This is a genomic window from Hanstruepera marina, from assembly GCF_019880635.1.
Classification (GTDB): domain Bacteria; phylum Bacteroidota; class Bacteroidia; order Flavobacteriales; family Flavobacteriaceae; genus Hanstruepera; species Hanstruepera marina.
This window is the reverse complement of the sequence record NZ_JAINVX010000005.1, coordinates 325,634-348,388: the sequence shown is the minus strand read 5'-3', so window position 1 is coordinate 348,388 and position 22,755 is coordinate 325,634. Positions and strand designations below refer to the sequence as shown.

Genomic DNA, 22,755 nt, shown 5'->3' with positions numbered 1-22,755 from the left:
AAACCATGCAACAAATTATAAACTTCTTTTTAAGAAACAAAACGTTTTTGTTGTATTTGTTTTTACTGTTTCTGTCTTTAGTTTTCACTATTCAGTCTCATTCATACCACAAAAGCAGATTTATTAATTCAGCTAATTTTTTAACGGGTGGCATTTACAATTCGGCCAATAACATACAATCGTTTTTTAATTTAAAATCACAAAACGAACTGCTTCAGGAAGAAAATAATTATTTAAAATCTCTGCTTTATAACTCATCAGGTAAACCCCAAGAAGGTTTTATTGATAGCACGCGTTTTTCAAGCAATTATAAATTTACACCTGCCAGAATCATTAAAAACAGTTACGCGTCAACCAATAACGTTTTACTTCTAAATAAAGGAAAAAACGATAGTATAAGTCAAGATTTCGGCGTAATAACCTCAAAAGGTATTTTAGGAATTGTTGATGAAACCAGTAACAAGTATGCTACTGTTATCTCTGTATTAAACACCAATATCAAAATTAGTGCACAACTAAAAAACACCAACCATTTTGGATCTTTGGAGTGGGACACAAAAAACCCAAACCGTGTTCAATTACATGAAATTTCAAAAATAGCGCCCTTAAAAAAAGGAGACACCATTGTTACATCTGGTCGTTCAATAATTTTCCCGAAAGGGATTCCTATTGGCACCATTGAAACCTTCAATTTAGATTCGGCTGAAAATTTCTACACCATTGAAGTTAATTTGTTCAATGACATGACCAATATAGAACATGTGTATATTATAGAAAATACAGATAGGAAAGAAATAAACAACCTACTGAATAATGAATAATACCATTATCTCACATACAATTCAGTTTATTGCGTTGGTTTTATTACAGGTTGCCGTACTTAACCATATCAATTTTTTAGGGGATATTAATCCGTATTTATACGTTATTTTTATTTGCCTTTTCCCAATTAACAACAACCGAATTGCGTTTATTTTTTTAAGCTTCTTATTGGGTTTATCAATAGATTTATTTTCAGACTCAGGAGGCGTTCATGCTGCTGCATCGGTTACTATTGCATTTATAAGACCAGTTATTCTAAAATTTTGTTTTGGATCAATATATGAACATCAAACTATAAAATTCAAACAGGTTGACTTTGGTGCCAAAGTCATCTATTTTATAATAATAATATTTATACATCATCTCATTTTATTTTCGCTAGAAATTTTTAACTTAAGCAATATACTTTTAGTGCTTAAAAAAACGTTGTTTTCTGGTATATTTACCTTACTCTTATGCGTAATTACAACTGTCATTTTTAGTAGAAAAAAATAATGCGACAACTTTTACTTTTCTTTTTAATAATAATTGTAGGTCTCACCTTTATTGGGCGTCTATTTTATTTACAAGTTTACACCTCATCAGCTCATAATTTGTATGAGGATAATGCCATTAGAAAAGTATATGATTACCCTAAACGTGGTTTTGTTTATGACAGAAATGGGAAGCTTTTGGTAGGCAACCAACCGTCTTACGATGTTATGGTTATTCCAAGAGAAGTTAAACCATTAGATACTGCTGAATTTTGCTCACTTTTAAAGATAACCAAGGAACAGTTTATAAAAACTTACGAAAAAGCATATAGGTACTCACCGCGTTTACCTTATGTCTTTATTCCGCATTTGTCAAAGGAAGACTATGCTGTGCTTCAGGAAAAAATGCGTAAATATGAAGGGTTCTACATACAAAAACGATTATTGCGCGATTACCAAACACAATACGCAGCCAATGTTTTGGGTTTTATAGCCGAAGTTACCCAAAGTCAAATTGAAAAATCGCCTTACTATAAAATGGGTGATTTAATTGGCAAACAAGGTGTAGAATTATCTTATGAAGAAGAACTACGTGGCGTTAAAGGCATTAAATTTATTCAAAAAGACCGATTTAATCGTGACATTGGCCCTTACAAGGAGGGAAAATTTGACACCTTACCTCAACAAGGCAAAGACATTACTATCACTATTGATTCCAAATTACAGGAGTATGGCGAATGGCTAATGAAAAATAAAAAAGGAGGTATCGTTGCCATAGAACCATCGACTGGTGAAATTTTAACATTAGTTTCTGCGCCATCATACAACCCAAACCTTTTGGTTGGAAGAAAACGGTCAAGAAACTACACCAAACTCCATAACGATAGTATTCATTTACCCCTTATAGACAAAAGTCTTTTACGTGAGCACGAACCAGGATCACCGTTTAAAGCACTTGTAGCTTTAACAGCTTTACAAGAAGGTGTTATTACTACTGAAACTGCTGTAAGTTGTTCAGGTGTTTATCATTATGGACGAAACGGAAAAATGGGCTGCCACTGTGGCGGTGGCAGACGTAGTCTAAATTTAGGTATTGCAAAATCTTGCAACTCCTATTTCGCCAATGCTTTCAGAAAAACAGTAGATAAATATGATGATTCTCATAAAGCCATGGATATTTGGAGTAATCATATAAAAAGCTTTGGTTTAGGACAATATTTAGGCACCGATTTACCTATTGGAAAAAAAGGAAACATACCCGATGGGGCTTATTACGACAAGTGGTACCCAGATTTTAATTGGGGAGCTACAACAATAATTTCAAATGCTATAGGTCAAGGTGAGATTCAAGTAACTCCTATTCATCTAGCAAATATGACTGCTGCCATTGCCAACAGAGGCTACTATTACACACCACATATTATAAAAGATATTGAAGGTCAAGAAATAAATAAAGATTTTGTAACCAAACATCAAACAACAATAAATGAAAATCATTTTGAGCCTGTAATTCAAGGCTTATATGATGTTTACAATAAAGGAACAGCTCACTTTTTGCAAGTACCTGGTATTGAAATTTGTGGCAAAACAGGTACTGCAGAGAATTTCACAGTAATTGATGGTCAGCGTACGCAATTAACAGACCATTCCATATTTGTGGCTTTTGCTCCAAAAGACAATCCCAAAATAGCCATAGCTGTATTTGTTGAAAACGGATATTATGGTGCTCGATTTGCTGGTAGAATAGCCAGTTTAATGATTGAGAAATATATTAATGATAAAATCAGTAGAACTGATTTAGAAAATTGGGTTTTAACACATAGTCTAGAAAATGAATATCAAAAACCGTTTTCTAGAGAGCCATTTAAAATCAATGCCGAATCTCAATATCAATTAATTGATTTGCCAGAAAAACTAGAGACAGTTAACAAACCAGTAGAAGCTCAAAACCAAACCATAACGATACCTGCTAATGAGACAAACCGATAGATACTTTAAGTTTGATTGGATTACCATAGTATTGTTCTTACTTTTAGTAGGTTTTGGATGGATGAATATTTTATCGGCTTCGCATATTGGTGAAACAATCGATTATTTCGACTTTACACAACCTTATGGCAAGCAGTTGGTTTTTATAATGCTTACGTTTTTATTGATAGTTATATTATTATCCATTGAAGCTAAATTTTATGAACGTTTCTCCAGTATTATTTATTTAATAGGCCTTTTATCTTTAGCCGGCTTATTTGTTTTTGGAAAAAACGTTAATGGAGCTACATCATGGTATGGTATAGGAGGCATGACCATACAACCAAGTGAGTTTGCCAAAGCTGCAACGGCACTTGCAGTGGCTAAATATGTTAGCGACATGAATACAGACATTAAATCGTTTAAAGACCAAATAAGACTCTGTGTTATCATTGCACTACCTGCTGTTCTTGTGCTTTTACAAAATGATGCAGGAAGCACTTTAGTATATGGCTCATTCTTTTTTGTTCTTTATCGTGAAGGTTTACCAAAAATATATTTATGGATAATAGTCGTCCTTGGTTTAATATCTGTAGCAGCATTAAAATTTGGCCCCTTAATTACTATTGCTGCAACTAGTGTTATTGTTTTTGGCTTTCATTTTCTACGGAAGAAAAAACCTTCTATAATCCAACCTATTGCTATGCTTTTAGCGGCAGTCATCTTGACATTTGGAGTCAACCTTTTCTATCAAAAAATATTGCAACCACATCAACAAGACCGTATTAGCCTTTGGTTACGTTTAGAAAAAGATCCTGAAAAAATTGAACAAATGCGTCGCGATATTTTATATAATCTTTACGAATCTGAAAAGGCCATTAGTTCAGGTGGTTTCAATGGAAAAGGATTTCTAGAAGGCACACGTACAACAGGGAAATTTGTACCAGAACAACACACCGATTATATTTTCAGTACGGTTGGTGAAGAATGGGGGTTTTTAGGAAGTGCACTTGTTGTTATTGTTTTTGTGTTACTGTTATTACGCATATTAAGGCTTGCTGAAATGCAAAAATCACAATTTAGTCGGGTTTATGGTTACAGCGTGGCCTCTATTTTATTCTTTCATTTTATGATTAATATTGGAATGGTTATGGGACTCATTCCGACCATAGGAATACCACTACCTTTCTTTAGCTATGGAGGCTCTGGACTTTGGGGCTTCACTATTTTATTGTTTATTTTTATTAAGCTAGACTCTAATAAAATTAACGAATGGTAGCTCGTTCTTCAATTTAAATTTTTTTTGCGGAAAATATTTCGCTACTTTTATTACTTAACTCTTTTTCTTTATTATTAAAAAGTTAAGTTCCAAATCTATTACAAAAAAGCATTACATTACACGATGTAATTTCTTACTTTTATAAAACTTATAACTATTTGAGTTATGTACAGGTTAAAATTTCATAAAACTACCATCACATGAAAAAGCACATTATATTTTACTCTTTCCTAATTACTGGATTACTAGGTTTCGGACAAACAACAAAAGACCACGATTCCACTGCTATTTTTATTCTCGACAAAATGGCTGACAATATTGGCAATTTAGAAGCTGTTTCTTTTAATCTAGCTCATTCATCTGATGAATTTGATGAAAATGGCAACGTTGTAACCCAATTTTCAACAAACTCTATTACCTTTTCTGGCCCAAGCAAACTCTTGGTTAGGAAAAATGGTAATAAAGGTAAAGTAGGTTTTTGGTATGACGGTACTTATATGACTTATTACAATTATGATGAAAATAATTATGTAACTCTAGAAGCTCCTGAAACAACCATTGAAATGATTGACACCATGCATGAAAATTATGATTTTGTTTTTCCTGCTGCCGATTTTTTCTACCCAAGTTTTACGGACGATATAATAGATCAATTTGATAGTATTTCCTATCTAGGCAAAAAGACTATTCATGGGGAAGAGTGTTATCATATCATGGCTCAAAATAAAGATTTAAGTGTCCAAATATGGGTATCTAACGAAACGTTTTTATTGCCTAAACATTTTGTGTTAATTAACAAGGCTAAATCTAATATGCAATATGAGTCAACTTTTAGCAATTGGTCATTAAACCCAATAGTGCCTGAATCGGCTTTTAGTTTTATGCCTCCTCCTACTGCAAGAATGATAAGTATTCTAAAAAAGTAACAACCATACATTTTAATAAAAAAATTACAAATCATGTCAACATATAATTTAAATATTAAACACCTACTTGGAATAGTTTTAGTCTTTTTTGCTCTTATACTTCCTTCAGAAATAAGTGCACAACGCATGAGACATAATGCCTCAAGAGGTGGAGGGCATACAATGTCAAGACCTACAAGCAGGCCATCAAACAATAGAGCCACCACGAATAGAAGCTCAAGTAGAAATAAAGCAACTACAAGGCCAACAACAACTAATAGAACACCAAATAGAAGTATTAATGGTGGCCATAACAAAAGCACCAATAGGAGCTATTCCAAAAATAAAATGCCTAATAGAAGTACCAATCGTACTACAAACAATAATGCTTCAAGAGATAGGTCGACAACTGGCAACAGGTCTGCACGCGATAAATCAACACGCGACAAGTCAGCCCCTAAATTAGACACCCGTAATCGTAAAACTTCAAATGTTAAAGATAGAAGTGGCAATAGAGGAAGCGGAAACCGAGGCAACAATGTTAATAGTGGCAATAGAAGAAATATTAATATAGATAATAGTAGAACCGTTAATGTTAACAGAAGAAACACGTATGTTCGCCCTAGTCCTCGGGCATACGCAAGACCGCCATACGCATATGGAGGATACCACTATTACTGCCACAGACCGTATTTCTATCATCCCTTTACTCCTTTTTATTGGGGACCCTATTACCACCCTTGGGGTTATTTTGTAACCTCTTTGGCAACAACAGCAATTATAGTAAGTATTGTTAACGACAATAATGATGACAATGATGAGGAATACCACTACGAAAATGGTAATTATTACCTTAAAACTGAAGATGGTTTTGTAGCTGTTCAAGCCCCTGTAGGCGCAGAAGTTCCAGAGATACCTGACGAAGCTGAAAAGGTTGAAGTAAACAATACCACTAACTATTACTATGGCGGTGCTTTCTATGAACAAAACAAAGATGGCTATATTGTAGTTCCAGCAACCGCTGGAACCATTGTTCCTGGATTACCTGAAGGTGGTGAAGAAGTTAAAATAGGTGATGTTACCTATGTGCAATTTGGCGAGACATATTACCAACCTATTCAAGTAGACGGTAAAGACATGTACGAAATTGTAGAAGTGAAGAAAGAGTAATCAAATAGAGAAATTTAATTAAACTATTAATCGATAAACTAAACCTTATGAAAAAAATAAACATTCTTTTTTTGCTAGCATTAGCTCCCTTGCTGGCAATTTCTCAAAACAACAAAAAACCCAATATTTTAGTGATATGGGGAGACGACATTGGCACTTGGAACATTAGCCACAATAACCGTGGTATGATGGGTTACAAAACACCCAACATTGATCGTATCGCCAAAGAAGGTGTTGGCTTTACTGATTATTATGCACAGCAATCTTGTACAGCAGGTCGTGCAGCCTTTATTGGCGGTGTAGTCCCTGTTAGAACAGGAATGACTAAAGTTGGTATGCCAGGCGCCAAGGAAGGTTGGCAAAAAACCGATGTCACCATGGCAACCGTTCTTAAAAGTCAAGGCTATGCTACAGGTCAGTTCGGTAAAAATCATCAAGGCGATCGTGATGAGCATTTACCAACCATGCATGGGTTTGATGAGTTCTACGGAAATTTATATCACTTAAACGCTGAAGAAGAACCAGAAAACTTTGATTATCCTGGTGATATGGTCTTAAAAGACGGACAAACCTTTAGAGAAAAATTCGGTCCACGTGGTGTCATTCACAGCTGGGCAGATGGTAAAGGCGGACAACGTATTGAAGATACAGGCCCATTGACCAAAAAACGCATGGAAAATGTCGATTACGAGACACTCGAAGCTGCCAAAGCATTTATCAAAAAGCAGGTAGAATCAGGAAAACCATTCTTCACTTGGTGGAATGCTACTAGAATGCACTTTCGCACACACGTAAAAGACGACATGCGCAATCCAGGACATGATGAATATACCGATGGGATGATTGAGCATGATATGCATGTTGGACAATTACTGGATTTATTGGATGAATTAGGCATTGCCGATAATACAGTAGTTATGTATTCTACCGATAATGGGCCACATTACAACACCTGGCCAGATGCTGGAACAACACCTTTCCATGGTGAGAAAAACAGTAGCTGGGAAGGAGCCTTTAGAGTACCTGCCTTTGTAAAATGGCCTGGGCATTTTCCAGAAAATGTAACCTTAAATGGTATTGTAGCTCATGAAGATTGGTTGCCAACTTTTGCCGCTATTGCAGGTAATCCAAATATCAAAGATCAATTGGCAAAAGGTACTTCCTTGAATGGCAGAAGCTATAAAAATCATATTGACGGATACAACCAATTAGATTATTTAACTGGTAAAACAAAAGAATCACCAAGAGAAGGCTTTATTTATGTAGATGATGGTGGATCTATTGCAGCCTTACGTTTTGGAGATTGGAAAGCCATGTTTCTAGAAAATAGAGCAAGACAACTACAAATATGGCTCGAACCATTTGTAGAATTACGAGCTCCCTTATTATTCAATCTACGACGCGACCCATTTGAAAAAGCTTATGAAGGGTCCAATACATATTACGATTGGTACATTGATAGAGCTTACATACTTATAGCTATTCAAAGTTATGCCTTTAATTTCTTGTCCACATTCAAAGATTATCCGCCAAGTCAAACGGCTGGAGATTGGAGTCTAGGCAAAGTTGAAAAGCAAATTGAAGCAATGGTTACTAAAAGCCATTAACAAATAATTTTAAGAAAGCTGTGTCTATTTAAGACACAGCTTTTTTTATTCAATTGATAATTATGAAAAAATATTTAGCCCTAATTGGAGTCGTACTAACCCTATTAACATGCAAAGAAGAAGGCAAAACAAACGCTGACACTGAAACTGTTGTAGGCACAGTAGAAGAAATTGACCCATTACCTTCTTGGAATGATACTGATACAAAAAAAGCTATCATGGCTTATGTTGAAGATGTTACCAATTCAGAAAGTCAAAATTTCATTCCTGTTGCAGATCGTATCGCTACATTTGATAATGATGGTAATCTGTGGAGTGAGCAACCGGCTTACTTTCAATTGTTTTTTGCCATAGACAGAGTAAAAGCTTTGGCTTCCGAAAATCCTGATTGGGAAACTACTCAACCATTTAAAGCTGTTTTGGAAGATGACATGAAAGCACTTGCTTCTTATGGTGAACATGGTTTATTGGAACTGGTTATGGCAACACACTCGGGCATTACGACTGATGAGTTTGAAACTATTGTTAAAGATTGGATAGCCACAGCTAAACACCCAAGATTTGACAAACCCTATAATCAACTGGTGTATCAACCCATGTTAGAACTCCTAGATTATTTAAGAGCCAATGATTTTAAAACTTTTATCGTTTCAGGTGGTGGCATAGAGTTTATGCGCCCTTGGACTGAAGAAGTCTACGGTATCCCAACTGACCAAGTAGTTGGCAGTAGTGTCGCAACAGAATACGATTACAATAACGGCAATCCAGTTATAAAACGTTTACCAAAAATCGACTTTATAGATGACAAAGTTGGAAAGCCTGTAGGTATTAATAAACATATTGGTAAAAAACCCGTTTTTGCTTCTGGAAACTCTGATGGTGATTTGCAAATGATGCAATGGACAGATTCCAATACCTATAAATCATTTCAATTGTACTTACATCATACCGATGCTGACCGTGAATGGGCCTACGATAGAAACTCACACATTGGAAAGTTAGATAAAGGACTAGATGAAGCTAAAGAAAAAGGTTGGACAGTAATTGACATGAAAAACGATTGGAAAGTAATCTATCCTTTTCAATTAAATTAAAATTATATGACTTTTTCAAAGTCTGAAATAAAACAACTTGTAAAAAAGTTTATTCCTTATTTAAAAAACAAAGAAGTGGATATTTTCTTAAAAATGTCTACTTATGAAGTTTATAATAACAAAGAAATAATTCTCAAAGGAGGACGAACCGATAAGTTTCTGTTTTTATTATTGAAAGGGAGTTCTAGAGCCTATATTATAGACGAAAAGGGAGAAGAATTAAACTGTCACTTGAGAGCAGAAGGCTATTTTTTTGGTGACGCCAGAGTTTTTGAAGACAAAGAACAAGTACTAAATGCTGAAGCTATTGGGGAGGCTCATATTCTAAAATTCAATGTTGAAGAGTTAGAGGAAATAGGATATCAAAATCCAAAAATCATGACTCTATATATAAATTTATTAAAAGAGGTTATTGCAGCTTTTTCACATCGAATTCACACATTTGTATCAATGACATCAGAAGAGCGATATTTAGACTTAATACAAATGAATCCAGAATATTTAAAATCAACTTTTGATAAACATATTGCAAGTTTTTTAGGTATAAAACCCTTAACGCTTCATCGCATCAAAAAAAAGCTAAAAGTTATCAAATGATATTTTTTTAAAGACAATGATGCAATAATTTTGTGAAGCTATAATTAATCATATAAACAAACAACTATGAAAAATCACAAATTAAGAAAGCAAAGCTTGTTCTATTTTTTTAGTTCACTTTTTTGCTTAATGCTAATCGCAGCATGTAACAATAAACAGGAATCACCTTCAGAAGAGCCTTCTGTAGCAGATGATGGTTTTAAAGGAAAAATAGCTCTAGATGTCAGAGACTCTGAAGCCGACTGGACTCCTTATGCACCAAAACAAGCACCTGAAGGCGCTCCAAATATTTTGTTCGTCCTTTATGACGATACAGGGTTAGGGGCTTGGTCACCTTATGGTGGTCGTATTAATATGCCAACTATGGATAGGTTAGCTGCCAATGGTTTAACCTATACACAATGGCATACAACTGCTTTATGTTCACCTACACGATCAACTATTTTAACAGGTAGAAATCATCACCTAAATGGTATGGCTTCCATTACAGAAACTGCTGATGGCTTCCCAGGATCAAATGGTCGTGTTCCAGACGATTGTGCTCCTTTTGCACAAATTCTTCGAGATAATGGTTACGGAACATTTTGGCTAGGTAAAAACCATAATGTCCCAGAAAGTGATATTGCTGCAGGAGGCAATCGTTCAGAATGGCCAACACAAATTGGTTTTGACCGTTTTTACGGATTTTTAGGAGGAGAAACAAACAATTGGTATCCAGATTTAGTAATGGATAACCATTTTATTGAACCTCCAGCAACTCCAGAAGAAGGCTATCACTTATCAAAAGATTTAGCAGATCAAGCAATTAATATGTTGCAAAACCAACGATCAACTAATCCATCTAAACCATTTTATATGTGGTTCAATCCAGGTGCTAATCATGCACCACACCACTCACCTGCTGAATATACAGCAAAGTACAAAGGTATGTTTGATGATGGTTACGATGCTTATCGTGATTGGGTTGTTAATCGTATGAAAGAAAAAGGAATTCTTCCAGAAGATACAGCAATGACACCTTTTAATCCTATGCCTGAAGATATGGCAAATCCAGCTGATTATGTTCGCCCTTGGGATGAATTAAATGATGACGAGAAAAAACTATTCTCAAGAATGGCTGAAGTATATGCTGGTTTTTCAGAATATACAGATGCTCAAGTTGGTAGAATCATTGATTACCTCGAGGAAACGGGACAATTAGAAAACACCATCGTACTTTATGCTGCAGATAATGGTGCTTCTGGAGAAGGAAGTCCGAATGGTTCTGTAAACGAAAACAAATTCTTTAATGGTTATCCAGATAGTTTAGAAGAAAATTTAAAATATATGGATGTTTTAGGTGGTCCTGAAACTTACAATCACTTTCCTACTGGTTGGGCAGCTGCATTTTCAGCACCTTTTAAAATGTTTAAGCGTTATTCTCAATTTGCTGGTGGAACTAACGATCCTTTAGTGATTTCTTGGCCAAAAGGAATAAAAGCTAAAGGTGAAGTTAGACATCAATATCATCATTCTGTAGATATTGTACCTACTTTGCTTGAAGCAATTGGCATTGAAATGCCCGAAGTTTATAACGGTGTTAAGCAAACGCCACTTTCTGGTGTATCTATGATGTATTCATTTGATGCTGAACCAGATGCTCCAACACAAAAAGAAGTACAATACTATACTATGCTTGGAACACGAGGTATCTGGAAAGATGGTTGGAAAGCTGTTGCTATTCACGCACCATTATCTGGAAAAAGTAACTTTGACAAAGATGTCTGGGAGCTATACAATGTAGAAGAAGATCGTTCTGAATCTAATAATCTTGCGGAAGAGTATCCAGAAAAACTTCAAGAATTAATTGATGAATGGTTCCGTCAAGCTGAAATTAATAAAGTATTACCTTTAGATGACAGAAGTGCTGCTGAAATTTTAACTATTGAAAGACCAAAAGAAGAACCACCTAGAGATCGTTTTATTTATAAACCTGGAACAGATCCTGTACCAGAAGGTGTAGCTGTTAATATTAGAGGTCGAGATTATAAATTATTAGCAAATGTTGAAATCACAGATGCTAATGCTCAAGGTGTTATTTTTGCACATGGTTCACGCTTTGGTGGACATGCTCTTTTTATTAAAGACAAAAAGTTATATTATGTATATAATTTCTTAGGTATTAAGCCAGAACAAGTTTTTGTTTCTAATGTGCCAATTCCAACTGGTAAACACACTTTTGGTGTTGAATTTAAAAAGCAAGATAAAGGTGAATATGGTGAACCAATAGGTTATACTAAACTATATATTGATGAAGAAGTAGTTGCAGAAGGTCCAATGAAAACACAACCTGCTAAATTTACGTTATCTGGTGATGGCTTGTGTGTTGGTTATGATAGTGGTGATGCTGTAAGTGAACATTATCCAACTCCAAGTGAGTTTGAAGGTGGAACTATATTTGGTGTTGGCGTAACTGCTGAAGGTACACCTTACATTGATTTAGAAGCTGAAGCGAAACGTTTAATGATGAGTCAATAAATTTTATAAATTGATTGATAGCACTGCAAAAAGGGAGTTCAAATTTAATGAACTCCCTTTTTATTTAAGAGTTATATTTTGATTCACATTTTTTTGTATCTTGACTATAATTTACTAATAATGATTACTTTATTATCTAACTAAAACTAAAATCATGAAAAAACTTTTAGCAGAATTTATTGGTACCTTTTGGCTTGTTCTAGGAGGTTGTGGAAGTGCTGTTTTAGCGGCAGGTGTTCCAGATATTGGCATCGGACTTGTTGGAGTCTCACTTGCCTTTGGGTTAACCGTTTTAACAGGAGCTTACGCATTAGGGCATATCTCAGGAGGCCATTTTAATCCAGCTGTATCTATTGGGTTATGGATGGGCGGACGATTTGAAGCCAAAGATTTACTTGGCTATATCGTTTCGCAAGTGTTAGGAGGCCTAGCTGGCGCAGCTATTTTATACTTAATTGTTAGTAGTGCTACTGATTTTTCTGGTTTTTCTGGTCCTGGAGCTTTTGCTACAAATTTTTACGATGCTAATGTTTATGGTGTAAACTATGGGTTGGTAGGCGCTCTTGTAACTGAGATTGTTATGACCTTTATGTTTTTAATTGTTATCCTTGGTGCCACACATAAAAATGCCTCTCCAGGCTTTGGCGGTATGGCCATAGGATTAGCTTTAACCTTAATCCATTTAATTAGTATTCCTGTTACCAATACATCGGTTAACCCAGCAAGAAGTACCAGTCAAGCTTTATTTGTTGGCGGTGATGCAACTGGTCAGTTATGGTTATTTTGGGTAGCACCTATTATTGGAGCAATTTTGGCAGGTATTGTCTACAAATATATGGCTCCAAACAAAGACTAATACAACCAATAAATATTTTAAAAATAGAGGAAGTTAAGTCTTTCTCTATTTTTTTAGCTCTAATTTTTCAGCAAAATAATCACAAAAATCTTTCATGGTTGCTGTCATTTTTTCGTCTTGCGTAGCACGATTGAAGGTATCACTCATGGCAACTAAAGTTTGATGAAAAAACACTTTCATTTCTTCAACAGGCATATCTTTTGTCCACAAATCTATTCGTAATGTCTCTTGCGATTTATGATCCCAAACCGATAAAAGCATAGCCTTTGCTTCTTCATTATTAATGCCTCCATCTTCAGCAGTCCAGCTTAATTTTTCGGGCACTCTATTATCATCTAACTCAACTTTCAACTCTATTGTAGATTCCATTCTTGCTATTCTTTACGTGGTTTGTATTTACTGTTATTAAATATGTTTATAGGCTCTTCAGTTAGCATATCCTTTAAAGACACATCGTTGTTTTCCATGTAAGCCTTTACAATCTGCCATCCTATAAAGCGACCTATTCTTCCAGGTGACTCATTATCTATTATCTCTAAATAAAATTTTGAAAACGGTGTAGGATTAACAAAACGGCTTGGTAATTTTGAATCTGTACTATACAACAATTCCTTATCAATAAAATAGTTCCATATAAAATACTCGTTGTCATGCGACCATTTGAGTTGCTCATCGGTATACCCAATTTTTTCAGCATCCGATTTAAAAGGAATCATTACATCTTTAAAGTATAATATCTTACCATAGTATATCATTTCGTCTAAAAATGTCTTGCGCTCTAATTGATAAACATATTTCTCGCCATAAGATGCTGCCATATCCACAACTATCTGGTCTTTATTGAAATTCTGTTTTAAATAGTTTTGGATACCATCATAAAACTCATGTTCTGCACCTAAATACGTATCTACAGATATTAAAGCAATAGTATCGGTAACAATAACTTTATTTCTATAATCTACATCAGAAGGTGTTGTTATTACACGAGGCACCGTAAATTCTGGAAAATAATATTTTAGATGTTGGAATAATTGCTCAACTTCTAATCTTACTTCGGTAAAATCATCAAATGCTGAAACGCTTTCTGCTAACAACTCCTGTCTCAAACTATCTTGCATACGCTCTATCCAAAATGAATCTGGATAAGAATTTGGGAACATAAAAGGATAGGCCTGTTTCAATTTGGGCAAATCTGATTCATTTGCTTCATAAAACGCCTTATCAAACCGCTCTACCATAAAATCAACATCAATTTTAGCAATCTCTTGCTCCACTTTAGATTCCTCATTGCAAGAAACCAAAACAAACATTGAAAATAATATTATAATATACTTCATATTTAAGATTCTAATCCTAATTTTTATTAGTTATGATATTGCCTTACTTTTGTGCAACAAAGGTACACTTCTTTGGTTAAAAAACTTCTATAAAATGCAAACAGAAAAAGTTATTGAACACATTGTAAATTGGCTTAAAACTTATGCAATTAATGCAAAAGTCAATGGTTTTGTTGTTGGTATTTCCGGCGGTATAGACTCTGCTGTAACTTCTACCTTGTGTGCCAAAACAGGATTAGATGTTTTATGTATTGAAATGCCAATCCACCAAGCAGCAAGTCATGTGAGTCGGGCACAAGAACATATAGCACAATTAAAGCAACGATTTGAGAATGTACGTGATGCTAATGTCGATTTAACACCTGTTTTTGAAGAATTTAAAACCGAAATTTCTTTGGAAGGCGAACAAGCCATAGTAGATATGGCTTTGGCAAACACACGGGCCAGATTGCGCATGACAACACTTTATTACTACGCTGGTCTACAAAAACTATTGGTTGCTGGAACAGGAAATAAAGTAGAAGATTTTGGAGTTGGATTTTATACCAAATATGGTGATGGTGGTGTTGATTTAAGCCCTATTGCCGATTTGCTAAAATCTGAAGTTTATGAACTTGGTGAATTTTTAAAGGTTCCTAAATCCATAATGGACGCTGCTCCAAGCGATGGGTTATTTGGTGATGCCAGGAGTGATGAAGATCAAATAGGAGCTTCTTATCCAGAACTGGAATGGGCAATGCAAATGGATGCCGAAGGAAAAACAACAGATGATTTTGAAGGTAGGAAACAAGATGTATTAAAAATATACCAGCGTTTCAACCGATCAAACAAGCACAAAATGCTACCTATTCCTGTGTGCGAAATACCAAACAATTTAAAGTAAGGCTCTTATTTATCATTAGAATTTATTATCTTTACTAGGCTACTAATATATTTGTAGCTTTTTAAGCCTCAACAATATCAACATCAAAAAAAATTTCTAGACATGATAAATCTGTTGGTAGTTGATAACCACCCTATTGTAAGAAAGGGCATTGAATTGCTTTTTGTCACCTCACCACATATTCAAGTTGTAGGTGGAGTTGGGAATGGTGAAGCCATTTTTGAATTCCTAAAAGAAAATAGAGTTGATATTATTTTGTGTGAAATTGATTTGCCAAAATTAAATGGTTTAACAGCTTTAAGGCGACTTAAAAAAGATTTTCCTGAAGTTAAGACCATTATATTTAGTGCGCAACCTGAAGGCATTTACGCTATCAACGCCATAAAAGCTGGTGCAGATGGTTATCTTTCCAAAACTGCTGGTATAATTACACTTAAAGAAGCCATTTTAAGGGTTCATGAAGGTGGAACGTATTTGAGTAATGATATGGAAGAGCAAATGAAAAAAGGCAGGCGTGTGGGGCGCTCTGGTTCGTATTATAGAAAATTATCTACACGTGAGATTGAAGTTTTAAAATTAATTTCGTCTGGACGAAAAAATAAAGAAATTGCTGCAGAATTAAACATCAACGAAAAAACGGTTAGCACCTATAAAGCGCGTTTAATGAAAAAATTACAGGTAGATAACATTGTAGATTTAATTAGTCGCGCCAAACTATTGGAATTATAACACCCTATTTAATTTTCTCGACAATAACATTTTAAGTCCAGAATAATCTTTAACCTCTTCTAAAACTTCTCGATTTACTTCAGTTTTATTCTCTAAAGTTTCTTGTTTAAATTCACTTACTTTTTGTTCAATTAAAAAGCATCTTAAACTCAAAATAGTCTCACTTACCAATTGTGCTATGGTTTGATTTTTTTCCTTTGGAAATATATTCTTACTCTCCCAATTGGCCAAAGTATAGCGTTCATCCTCCATAAGAATGGTTGTTATTTCGTTAGCATTTTTGGGATCAACCTTATTAATAAAACTCTCTAAAGGAAAATCAGGGTCCTGATTTAAAGTATCAATTATTATATAATATAAATCCTTGAAGGTTGGGTTTGAAAATTGCATTTCATCATCCTGTAAATCCAAATAAATTTTTTCAAAAACACGAGCTTCCTGTTTTACTGGCTCCAGTATTAATTCATTCTTCTCGTTTTCCTTTAAAATTAAATCTTCAAAATCTTCGATTCGATTTCCATAAAGCAGCAAAATTTGAATAATTTTTCGTTCTAATTCATACTGAACATCCACCTTTTTAACGGGCTCTTTATGTTTAATTACTTCAAAAGCCTTCTGTTCTTGTTTATATTGCTTGTTGGTTTCCTGAAACTCCTTTTTATTAATTTGTGCCAGCGTACTAAAAAGCACTTCTTCACTTATATCCATTATTCTAGCACACTCTTGAATATAAATTTCCTTTTTTATCCGGTCTGGTATTTTTGAAATACTATTTACAATATCACGAACTGTATCGGCTTTCTTAATAGGATCGTTTTTAGATTCTTCAAATAAAACTGAAGCTTTAAATTGAATAAAATCTTTTGCTTGCTCATCTAAATAAATGGACAGCTCTTCTAATGTATTCGCTTTAGCAAAACTATCTGGATCTTCACCTTCTGGAAACGTACAAACTTTCACATTCATACCTTGCTCTAAAATTAAATCGATGCCTCGAAGTGAGGCACGAAGTCCAGCTGCATCGCCATCAAACAACACAGTAATATTCTTGGTAAGCCTATTTATAAGCCTGATTTGCTCGGGTGTTAAAGCTGTACCCGAAGAGGATACCACATTTTTAATTCCTGTTTGATTAAACTGAATAACATCGGTATACCCTTCAACCAAATAGCAATTATCTTCTTTCGCAATACTTTGTTTGGCTTGATAAATACCGTAAAGCACTTTACTTTTATGGTAAATATCGCTTTCAGGTGAATTTAAATATTTAGCCGCCTTTTTATCATTGGTTAGAATTCGACCACCAAAACCAAGAACCCTACCACTCATACTGTGAATTGGAAACATAACACGCCCTTTAAATCTATCGAAACGTTTATCATCCTTTACAATAGTCAACCCCGTTTTCTCTAGAAAATCAAGCTGATAACCTTTTTTTAAGGCCTCGTCTGTAAAGGCTTGCCATTCATCCAATGAATACCCTAAATCAAATTTCCTGATGGTTTCAGTAGTAAAGCCGCGCTCTTTAAAATAACTTAAACCAATAGCCTTCCCCTGATCTGTTTTATGAAGAATATTTTGAAAATACTGACTGGCATATTCACTTACTAAATATAAGCTTTCGCGTTCATTAGCCTGCTCTTTTTCCTTATTTGACTGTTCGGTTTCTTCTATTTCAATATTATACTTTTTAGCTAAATATTTTATAGCTTCTGGATAAGTAAAATGCTCATGCTCCATTAAAAAAGCTACAACGTTACCTCCTTTACCACTTGAAAAATCTTTCCAAATTTGTTTTACTGGAGACACCATAAAACTGGGAGAGCGTTCATCGCTAAACGGACTCAACCCCTTAAAGTTGCTGCCTGCTTTTTTTAATTGCACAAAATCACCTATAACCTCCTCTACACGGGCAGTTTCAAATACTTGGTCTATAGTTGTTTTTGAAATCAATTGCTAAAAGTTAAAGTCTTGTAAAATTACTAAAAGATACGAGACTTTAAAGCATCTTCTATTTGATTTATAGCATAAATCGACTAACTTTCTAAAAAATTACATTAAACCACTACTCATGAAAATTTTTAAACATTCAGCACTGTTAATTATACTTTTTCTCTTTAGCTCATTTCAACTTGTTGCCCAGGAAAAAGTAGAACCTATTTTTGTAAATGGCGAAGCACAAGTTGTTCCTGAATTTAATAATCCAGATGAATGGATTAGACATGATTTATGGGTTGAGACAACCTTTGATACAGATGGTGATGGTAAATTAGACCGTATGCATGTTGCTGTTACCCGACCACCGCAAACAGAAAACGGATTAAAATTACCCGTAGTTTATGAGTCTAGTCCGTATTATGCAGGTGTTGCGCCCAATGTAGATGGTTTATTTTGGGATGTTCACCACGAACTTGGAGAAGAAGCTAAACCACGCACACAAGTAGAAGTTAAGCGCATTGGAAAGCGACCAATAATTTCAAATTCACAAATAAAAACTTGGGTTCCTCGTGGTTATATTGTTGTACATTCATCATCACCCGGAACTGGTTTATCTGATGGCGCTCCAACCGTAGGTGGCGACAATGAGTCTTTGGCCCCAAAAGCCGTTATCGATTGGCTTAATGGTCGTGCAAAAGGCTATACAGAGCGTGACGGTAACGAAGAAGTTGAAGCCTATTGGTCTACTGGGAAAGTAGGTATGACCGGCACATCATACAATGGGACAATTCCATTGGCCGCTGCAACAACTGGAGTTGAAGGCTTGGAAGCCATTATTCCCATTGCTCCAAACACATCATACTACCACTATTACCGATCGAACGGATTGGTACGTTCACCTGGTGGTTATTTAGGTGAAGATATAGATGTGCTTTATGATTTTATTCATAGTGGTGGCGAAGACTTAATTCTGAATAAAAACTATATCAAAGACAGTAAAGACTCCAAAAAATTTATTAGAAAAAGAGATTATAATAATGCTAAAATTCGAGATACCGAAATGAAAAATGGTATGGATCGTATTACTGGAGATTATAACGAATTTTGGGCTGGACGCGATTATTTAAATGATATGGAGCCTATGAAAGCTGCTTTACTTATGTCTCATGGTTTTAACGATTGGAATGTTATGCCAGAACATAGCTATCGTATTTATAAAGCAGCATCAGATAAAGGCTTACCTACGCAAATATATTATCACCAATTTGGACATGGCGGTCCACCACCAATTAGTATGATGAATCGTTGGTTTACACATTATTTACATGGTGTAGATAATGGTGTTGAGAATGATGCTAAAGCATGGATTGTTAGAGAAGATGATAATATGAAAGAACCAACAGCTTATAAAGATTATCCTAATCCAGACGCCAAAGATGTAACCTTACATTTAAACGCTGGTGGAAATGCAATTGGCAAACTATCGGTTGAAAAAAACAAAAAACAAGGCTCTGAAATCCTTGTAGATAATGCCAATATTTCTGGAAACGATTTAGCTCAAGCTAAAAACTCAAAAAACAGATTATTGTATGTTACACCTGAATTAAAAGAAGATATTCATATTTCAGGCTTGGCTAGCATATCGATAACATTAGCGAGCAGCAAGCCAGCTGCAAACTTGTCAGTTTGGTTGGTGTCTTTACCATGGAATACAGAAGGTAAGCCTAAAATTACCGACAATATTATTACACGAGGTTGGGCAGACCCACAAAACCACAAATCTTTAACTGAAAGTGAGCCTTTAAGCCCTGGCAAATTTTACAGCCTAAAATTTGATTTACAGCCAGACGATCAAGTGATTAAAAAAGGGCAACAAATTGGTTTAATGATATTCTCTAGCGACAGCCAATTTACCTTGTTGCCAGAACCTGGCACAGAATTGACTATAGATTTAGACAAAACAAGTTTGACCTTACCTATAGTTGGTGGTGAAGACGCTCTGAGAAAAGCAACAGAATAGCAATTGAAAAAAGGCTTCAATTTATTGAAGCCTTTTTTCTTACTAATTCAATGTAATTAACACTAATCCATATCAAAACGAATACCTAATGATATGTTATTTTGGTCTATTGCTTGATTATTAAATATAGGCTGTAAATCATATTTACAATAGATACCAATTCCGCCCCAAGCCAAATAGCCACTTAACCCATAAACAAAAGCATTGGTGTTATAATCTCTAAACTTATCCTTCTCCTTATTACCATTTTCAGAGTATTTTAGTTTTTGCTGAGATTGTAAATTTAATCCTGCATAACCTCCTAATCCTACTTTAAATTTTCTGTAAGTCGAATACCTAAAGTAATCCTCGCGCTCAATTTTTTTAGATGGGCCAAATTCAAAATGAATAGGAATTACCAAATTGGTTGTTCTGAATTTCGATTTATTGACGTTAACCCGAAACTCTTCTAAAGAGACATTGCCATCATCATCTTCTACAAAATAAAGATTGTCCTTAATATCTAATTTATTCCATTGAAAAGACACACCATATTTAAACCTTAACGCATTTGAGTTTTTAAACACACGTGTTTTCCAAGCCCAACCTAACTCCACAAAACCAGAACCTCCAATTTTGTATGGTGAGTCGCTTAACGATTGGCCTTCAATAATAGCGTTGTTGAAGCCAATGGCGAAAACTAAATCGCTTGTAGTGCGTCTATCGTATTTACGTGGTCGTCTCTTATGATCTGGGCCAATATAAAAACTGCCCATATCGTACTCATCTGACTCTTCATTTTTTCCAATTTCAATTTTAAAGCCTTCAAGGTTGGCACCAGTATCGTAATCAACATACTCATTACGCTCCAATAACGCAATGCGGTTGTCAATAATTGCCAAGCGGTTTTCAATGTTTAAAGCATGCTTTTCAGCTTGTTCATTTTTAAGTCTTGCGGCTTCTTCTAAAGAAATCTCACCGTCATCAAGTCTCTTATTTATGGCTTCAACCTCTTCTTTAAGCCGTGCTTTTTCTTCTTCTTTAACAACTTCTTTTTGTGTCTTTAAAGCTTCAATCTTTTCTGAATTGTCTTCTTGTGCAAAACTAAATTGCACAACGCATAAAAGCATGAAACATAGTAAGTGTTTAGTAATAATTTGCATAACTGTTTGATTTTTAATTGATGATTATTTAATCGTTTCTGTGTGCCACTGCAGTAGACACTTTTTTATAACTTGATTTTAATTTTTGAAACACTTTATCTCGAAAGGATTGGTCCAAATCGAATTCAATTTCTTCTAATAATCCTTGCGGACTTATTTTTAATTCCTCTTTGTTATCAGCTGTTTTCGAATACACATCCTTTTGGGCTTTGGATAATAAACTATCTATTTCATTATCAATGTTTTTCGTATTATCAGGAACTAAATCCGTGATAGCAAGTGTGCTTATTTTTTCTGCGCTTTCAATATTTAATTTGTTTATACCTTCTTCTTTATCATTAACTTTATTAGATGCCATTCTTTCAATCTTAACGTTTTTAGAACTCGTATTTCTTGGCTGGTTTTTCTTTTTAACAGTTGCAACTTTTTGTTGTTGTATAAAGTTTGGTTGAATTTTGTTGTCCTTCTCTATCTTATCTTTTTCGGTTTCATCATCAGAAACCTCATCGGTTGTAAAAGTCTCGCTACTATTTGGTTGTTCTTTAACTTCGCTACCTGTTTCATTACTGTTTACCACTTTAATGGTATTGGTTCCATTAGAAACTTCATTATTGTTAAAAAAGATATTGGAAACCACCAGTACAATTACAATACTTGCAGCTATTCCAATCAACCAAAACTTGGCATGAGATAATTTTTGGTCATTAGCATCTAACCTTTCGGCCAATTTATTCCATGCTGTTTCCCTAGGTTTTATAGCACGTTGCTCTAACTTATCTTTTATATGTTCTTCAAATTTAACTGGTGCCATAATTCTTACTATTTAATTCCTTTAATTTTTTCTGAAGCAATTTTCGAGCTTTTGACAGCTGTGATTTTGATGTGCCTTCGCTTATTTCCAACATCTTTGCTATTTCCTGATGCTTATAGCCTTCAATGGCATACATAACAAATACTACTCTATAGCCTTCTGGCAATGTATCTATCAGTTCCTGTATTTCGGCTACATTTATTTTGTCATAAATATCATTTTGATACTCTACTGCATAATTTGTGTCTTCTAAACTGAACTCAATTTTTTTTTGTTGCCTTAAAAACGAAATAGCCTCCCTAACCATTATTTTACGAAGCCAGCCTTCAAAACTTCCTTTGTCTTCAAACTGCTTTATGTTGGTAAAGGCTTTAAAAAATCCATTTAGCATAACCTCTTCGGCATGTTGAATATCCTTTATATAATATCTGCACACACTTAACATTTTAGGCGAATACTCCTCATAAAGTACATGTTGCGCTTCACGATTATTCTTCTTGGCTTTGCCAATTAGGTTAGTGTTATTATAAAGTTGAATAACCTTCAAAATAGCTTTCATTATATCTTCTATTTATAAAGACGCAAAAAAAATACAAATGGTTGCCTG

General features: G+C 34.7%; 20 protein-coding genes. 14 read left to right on the top strand and 6 right to left on the bottom strand.

The annotated features are described in order from the left end of the window. The first annotated feature begins 5 nt into the window (after positions 1 to 5). The 11 genes from mreC to aqpZ all read left to right on the top strand — a co-directional run bounded on the left by mreC (position 6) and on the right by aqpZ (position 13,288). Positions 6 to 821, top strand: a complete 816-nt coding sequence (mreC, locus tag K7G76_RS14020) for a rod shape-determining protein MreC (protein WP_223034842.1) — start codon at positions 6 to 8, stop codon at positions 819 to 821. Continuing rightward, positions 814 to 1,317, top strand: coding sequence for a rod shape-determining protein MreD (locus K7G76_RS14015; protein WP_223034841.1), 504 nt, complete (start codon positions 814 to 816; stop codon positions 1,315 to 1,317). The genes mreC and K7G76_RS14015 overlap by 8 nt, the downstream gene beginning before the upstream one ends. Next, positions 1,317 to 3,284 carry a penicillin-binding protein 2 gene (gene mrdA / locus K7G76_RS14010; RefSeq protein WP_223034840.1) on the top strand — a complete coding sequence of 656 codons (1,968 nt, stop codon included), beginning with the start codon at positions 1,317 to 1,319 and terminating at the stop codon, positions 3,282 to 3,284. Before K7G76_RS14015 ends, mrdA begins: the two co-directional genes overlap by 1 nt. Beyond that, a complete protein-coding gene (rodA, locus tag K7G76_RS14005; RefSeq protein WP_223034839.1) occupies positions 3,268 to 4,542 on the top strand; it encodes a rod shape-determining protein RodA in 1,275 nt (424 codons plus the stop codon). Before mrdA ends, rodA begins: the two co-directional genes overlap by 17 nt. A 200-nt stretch (positions 4,543 to 4,742) precedes the next feature. After that, positions 4,743 to 5,468, top strand: a complete 726-nt coding sequence (locus K7G76_RS14000; protein WP_223034838.1) for a DUF2092 domain-containing protein — start codon at positions 4,743 to 4,745, stop codon at positions 5,466 to 5,468. Between the two features lie 33 nt (positions 5,469 to 5,501). After that, positions 5,502 to 6,617 carry a DUF6515 family protein gene (locus K7G76_RS13995; protein WP_223034837.1) on the top strand — a complete coding sequence of 372 codons (1,116 nt, stop codon included), beginning with the start codon at positions 5,502 to 5,504 and terminating at the stop codon, positions 6,615 to 6,617. Positions 6,618 to 6,664: 47 nt separating this feature from the next. Continuing rightward, a complete protein-coding gene (locus tag K7G76_RS13990) occupies positions 6,665 to 8,224 on the top strand; it encodes an arylsulfatase (protein ID WP_223034836.1) in 1,560 nt (519 codons plus the stop codon). 62 nt (positions 8,225 to 8,286) lie between these two features. Next, on the top strand, positions 8,287 to 9,318 hold the full coding sequence (locus K7G76_RS13985) for an HAD family hydrolase (RefSeq protein ID WP_223034835.1): 1,032 nt from the start codon (positions 8,287 to 8,289) through the stop codon (positions 9,316 to 9,318). A 6-nt stretch (positions 9,319 to 9,324) separates the two neighbouring features. Then, complete coding sequence (locus K7G76_RS13980; RefSeq protein ID WP_223034834.1) at positions 9,325 to 9,915, top strand: Crp/Fnr family transcriptional regulator; 591 nt, start codon at positions 9,325 to 9,327, stop codon at positions 9,913 to 9,915. A 66-nt stretch (positions 9,916 to 9,981) separates the two neighbouring features. Beyond that, positions 9,982 to 12,432 (top strand): arylsulfatase, encoded by a 2,451-nt coding sequence (locus K7G76_RS13975; protein WP_255573036.1) that lies wholly within the window; start codon positions 9,982 to 9,984, stop codon positions 12,430 to 12,432. A gap of 151 nt (positions 12,433 to 12,583) precedes the next feature. Next, positions 12,584 to 13,288, top strand: coding sequence for an aquaporin Z (aqpZ, locus tag K7G76_RS13970; protein ID WP_369412209.1), 705 nt, complete (start codon positions 12,584 to 12,586; stop codon positions 13,286 to 13,288). 45 nt (positions 13,289 to 13,333) lie between these two features. Here aqpZ and gldC read toward each other — a convergent pair whose 3' ends face one another. Both gldC and gldB read right to left on the bottom strand, forming a co-directional pair. Continuing rightward, the gene (gene gldC, locus K7G76_RS13965; RefSeq protein WP_255573035.1) at positions 13,334 to 13,657 is read right to left on the bottom strand and encodes a gliding motility protein GldC; all 324 of its coding nucleotides are present in this window, start codon (positions 13,655 to 13,657) and stop codon (positions 13,334 to 13,336) included. Between the two features lie 5 nt (positions 13,658 to 13,662). After that, complete coding sequence (gene gldB, locus K7G76_RS13960; RefSeq protein ID WP_223034832.1) at positions 13,663 to 14,625, bottom strand: gliding motility lipoprotein GldB; 963 nt, start codon at positions 14,623 to 14,625, stop codon at positions 13,663 to 13,665. Between the two features lie 94 nt (positions 14,626 to 14,719). Between gldB and nadE the strand changes: the two genes are divergently transcribed. Both nadE and K7G76_RS13950 read left to right on the top strand, forming a co-directional pair. Beyond that, positions 14,720 to 15,508 carry an NAD(+) synthase gene (nadE, locus tag K7G76_RS13955; protein ID WP_223034831.1) on the top strand — a complete coding sequence of 263 codons (789 nt, stop codon included), beginning with the start codon at positions 14,720 to 14,722 and terminating at the stop codon, positions 15,506 to 15,508. Positions 15,509 to 15,610: 102 nt separating this feature from the next. After that, entirely contained in the window at positions 15,611 to 16,237 is a 627-nt protein-coding gene (locus tag K7G76_RS13950) for a response regulator (RefSeq protein ID WP_223034830.1), read from the top strand. On the opposite strand, the gene dnaG is transcribed toward K7G76_RS13950, so the two are convergent. Then, positions 16,232 to 18,190, bottom strand: coding sequence for a DNA primase (dnaG, locus tag K7G76_RS13945; RefSeq protein WP_223034829.1), 1,959 nt, complete (start codon positions 18,188 to 18,190; stop codon positions 16,232 to 16,234). The genes K7G76_RS13950 and dnaG overlap by 6 nt on opposite strands. Before the next feature lie 118 nt (positions 18,191 to 18,308). Here dnaG and K7G76_RS13940 point away from each other — a divergent pair, with 118 nt between their 5' ends. Further along, on the top strand, positions 18,309 to 20,195 hold the full coding sequence (locus K7G76_RS13940) for a Xaa-Pro dipeptidyl-peptidase (protein WP_223034828.1): 1,887 nt from the start codon (positions 18,309 to 18,311) through the stop codon (positions 20,193 to 20,195). A gap of 62 nt (positions 20,196 to 20,257) precedes the next feature. On the opposite strand, the gene K7G76_RS13935 is transcribed toward K7G76_RS13940, so the two are convergent. From K7G76_RS13935 to K7G76_RS13925, 3 genes are read right to left on the bottom strand one after another with little or no spacing between them, the layout of a single operon-like run. Next, positions 20,258 to 21,337, bottom strand: a complete 1,080-nt coding sequence (locus K7G76_RS13935; RefSeq protein ID WP_223034827.1) for a hypothetical protein — start codon at positions 21,335 to 21,337, stop codon at positions 20,258 to 20,260. A 28-nt stretch (positions 21,338 to 21,365) separates the two neighbouring features. After that, on the bottom strand, positions 21,366 to 22,148 hold the full coding sequence (locus K7G76_RS13930) for a hypothetical protein (protein ID WP_223034826.1): 783 nt from the start codon (positions 22,146 to 22,148) through the stop codon (positions 21,366 to 21,368). Then, complete coding sequence (locus K7G76_RS13925; protein ID WP_255573034.1) at positions 22,135 to 22,707, bottom strand: RNA polymerase sigma factor; 573 nt, start codon at positions 22,705 to 22,707, stop codon at positions 22,135 to 22,137. The genes K7G76_RS13930 and K7G76_RS13925 overlap by 14 nt, the downstream gene beginning before the upstream one ends. Positions 22,708 to 22,755 lie beyond the last annotated feature (48 nt).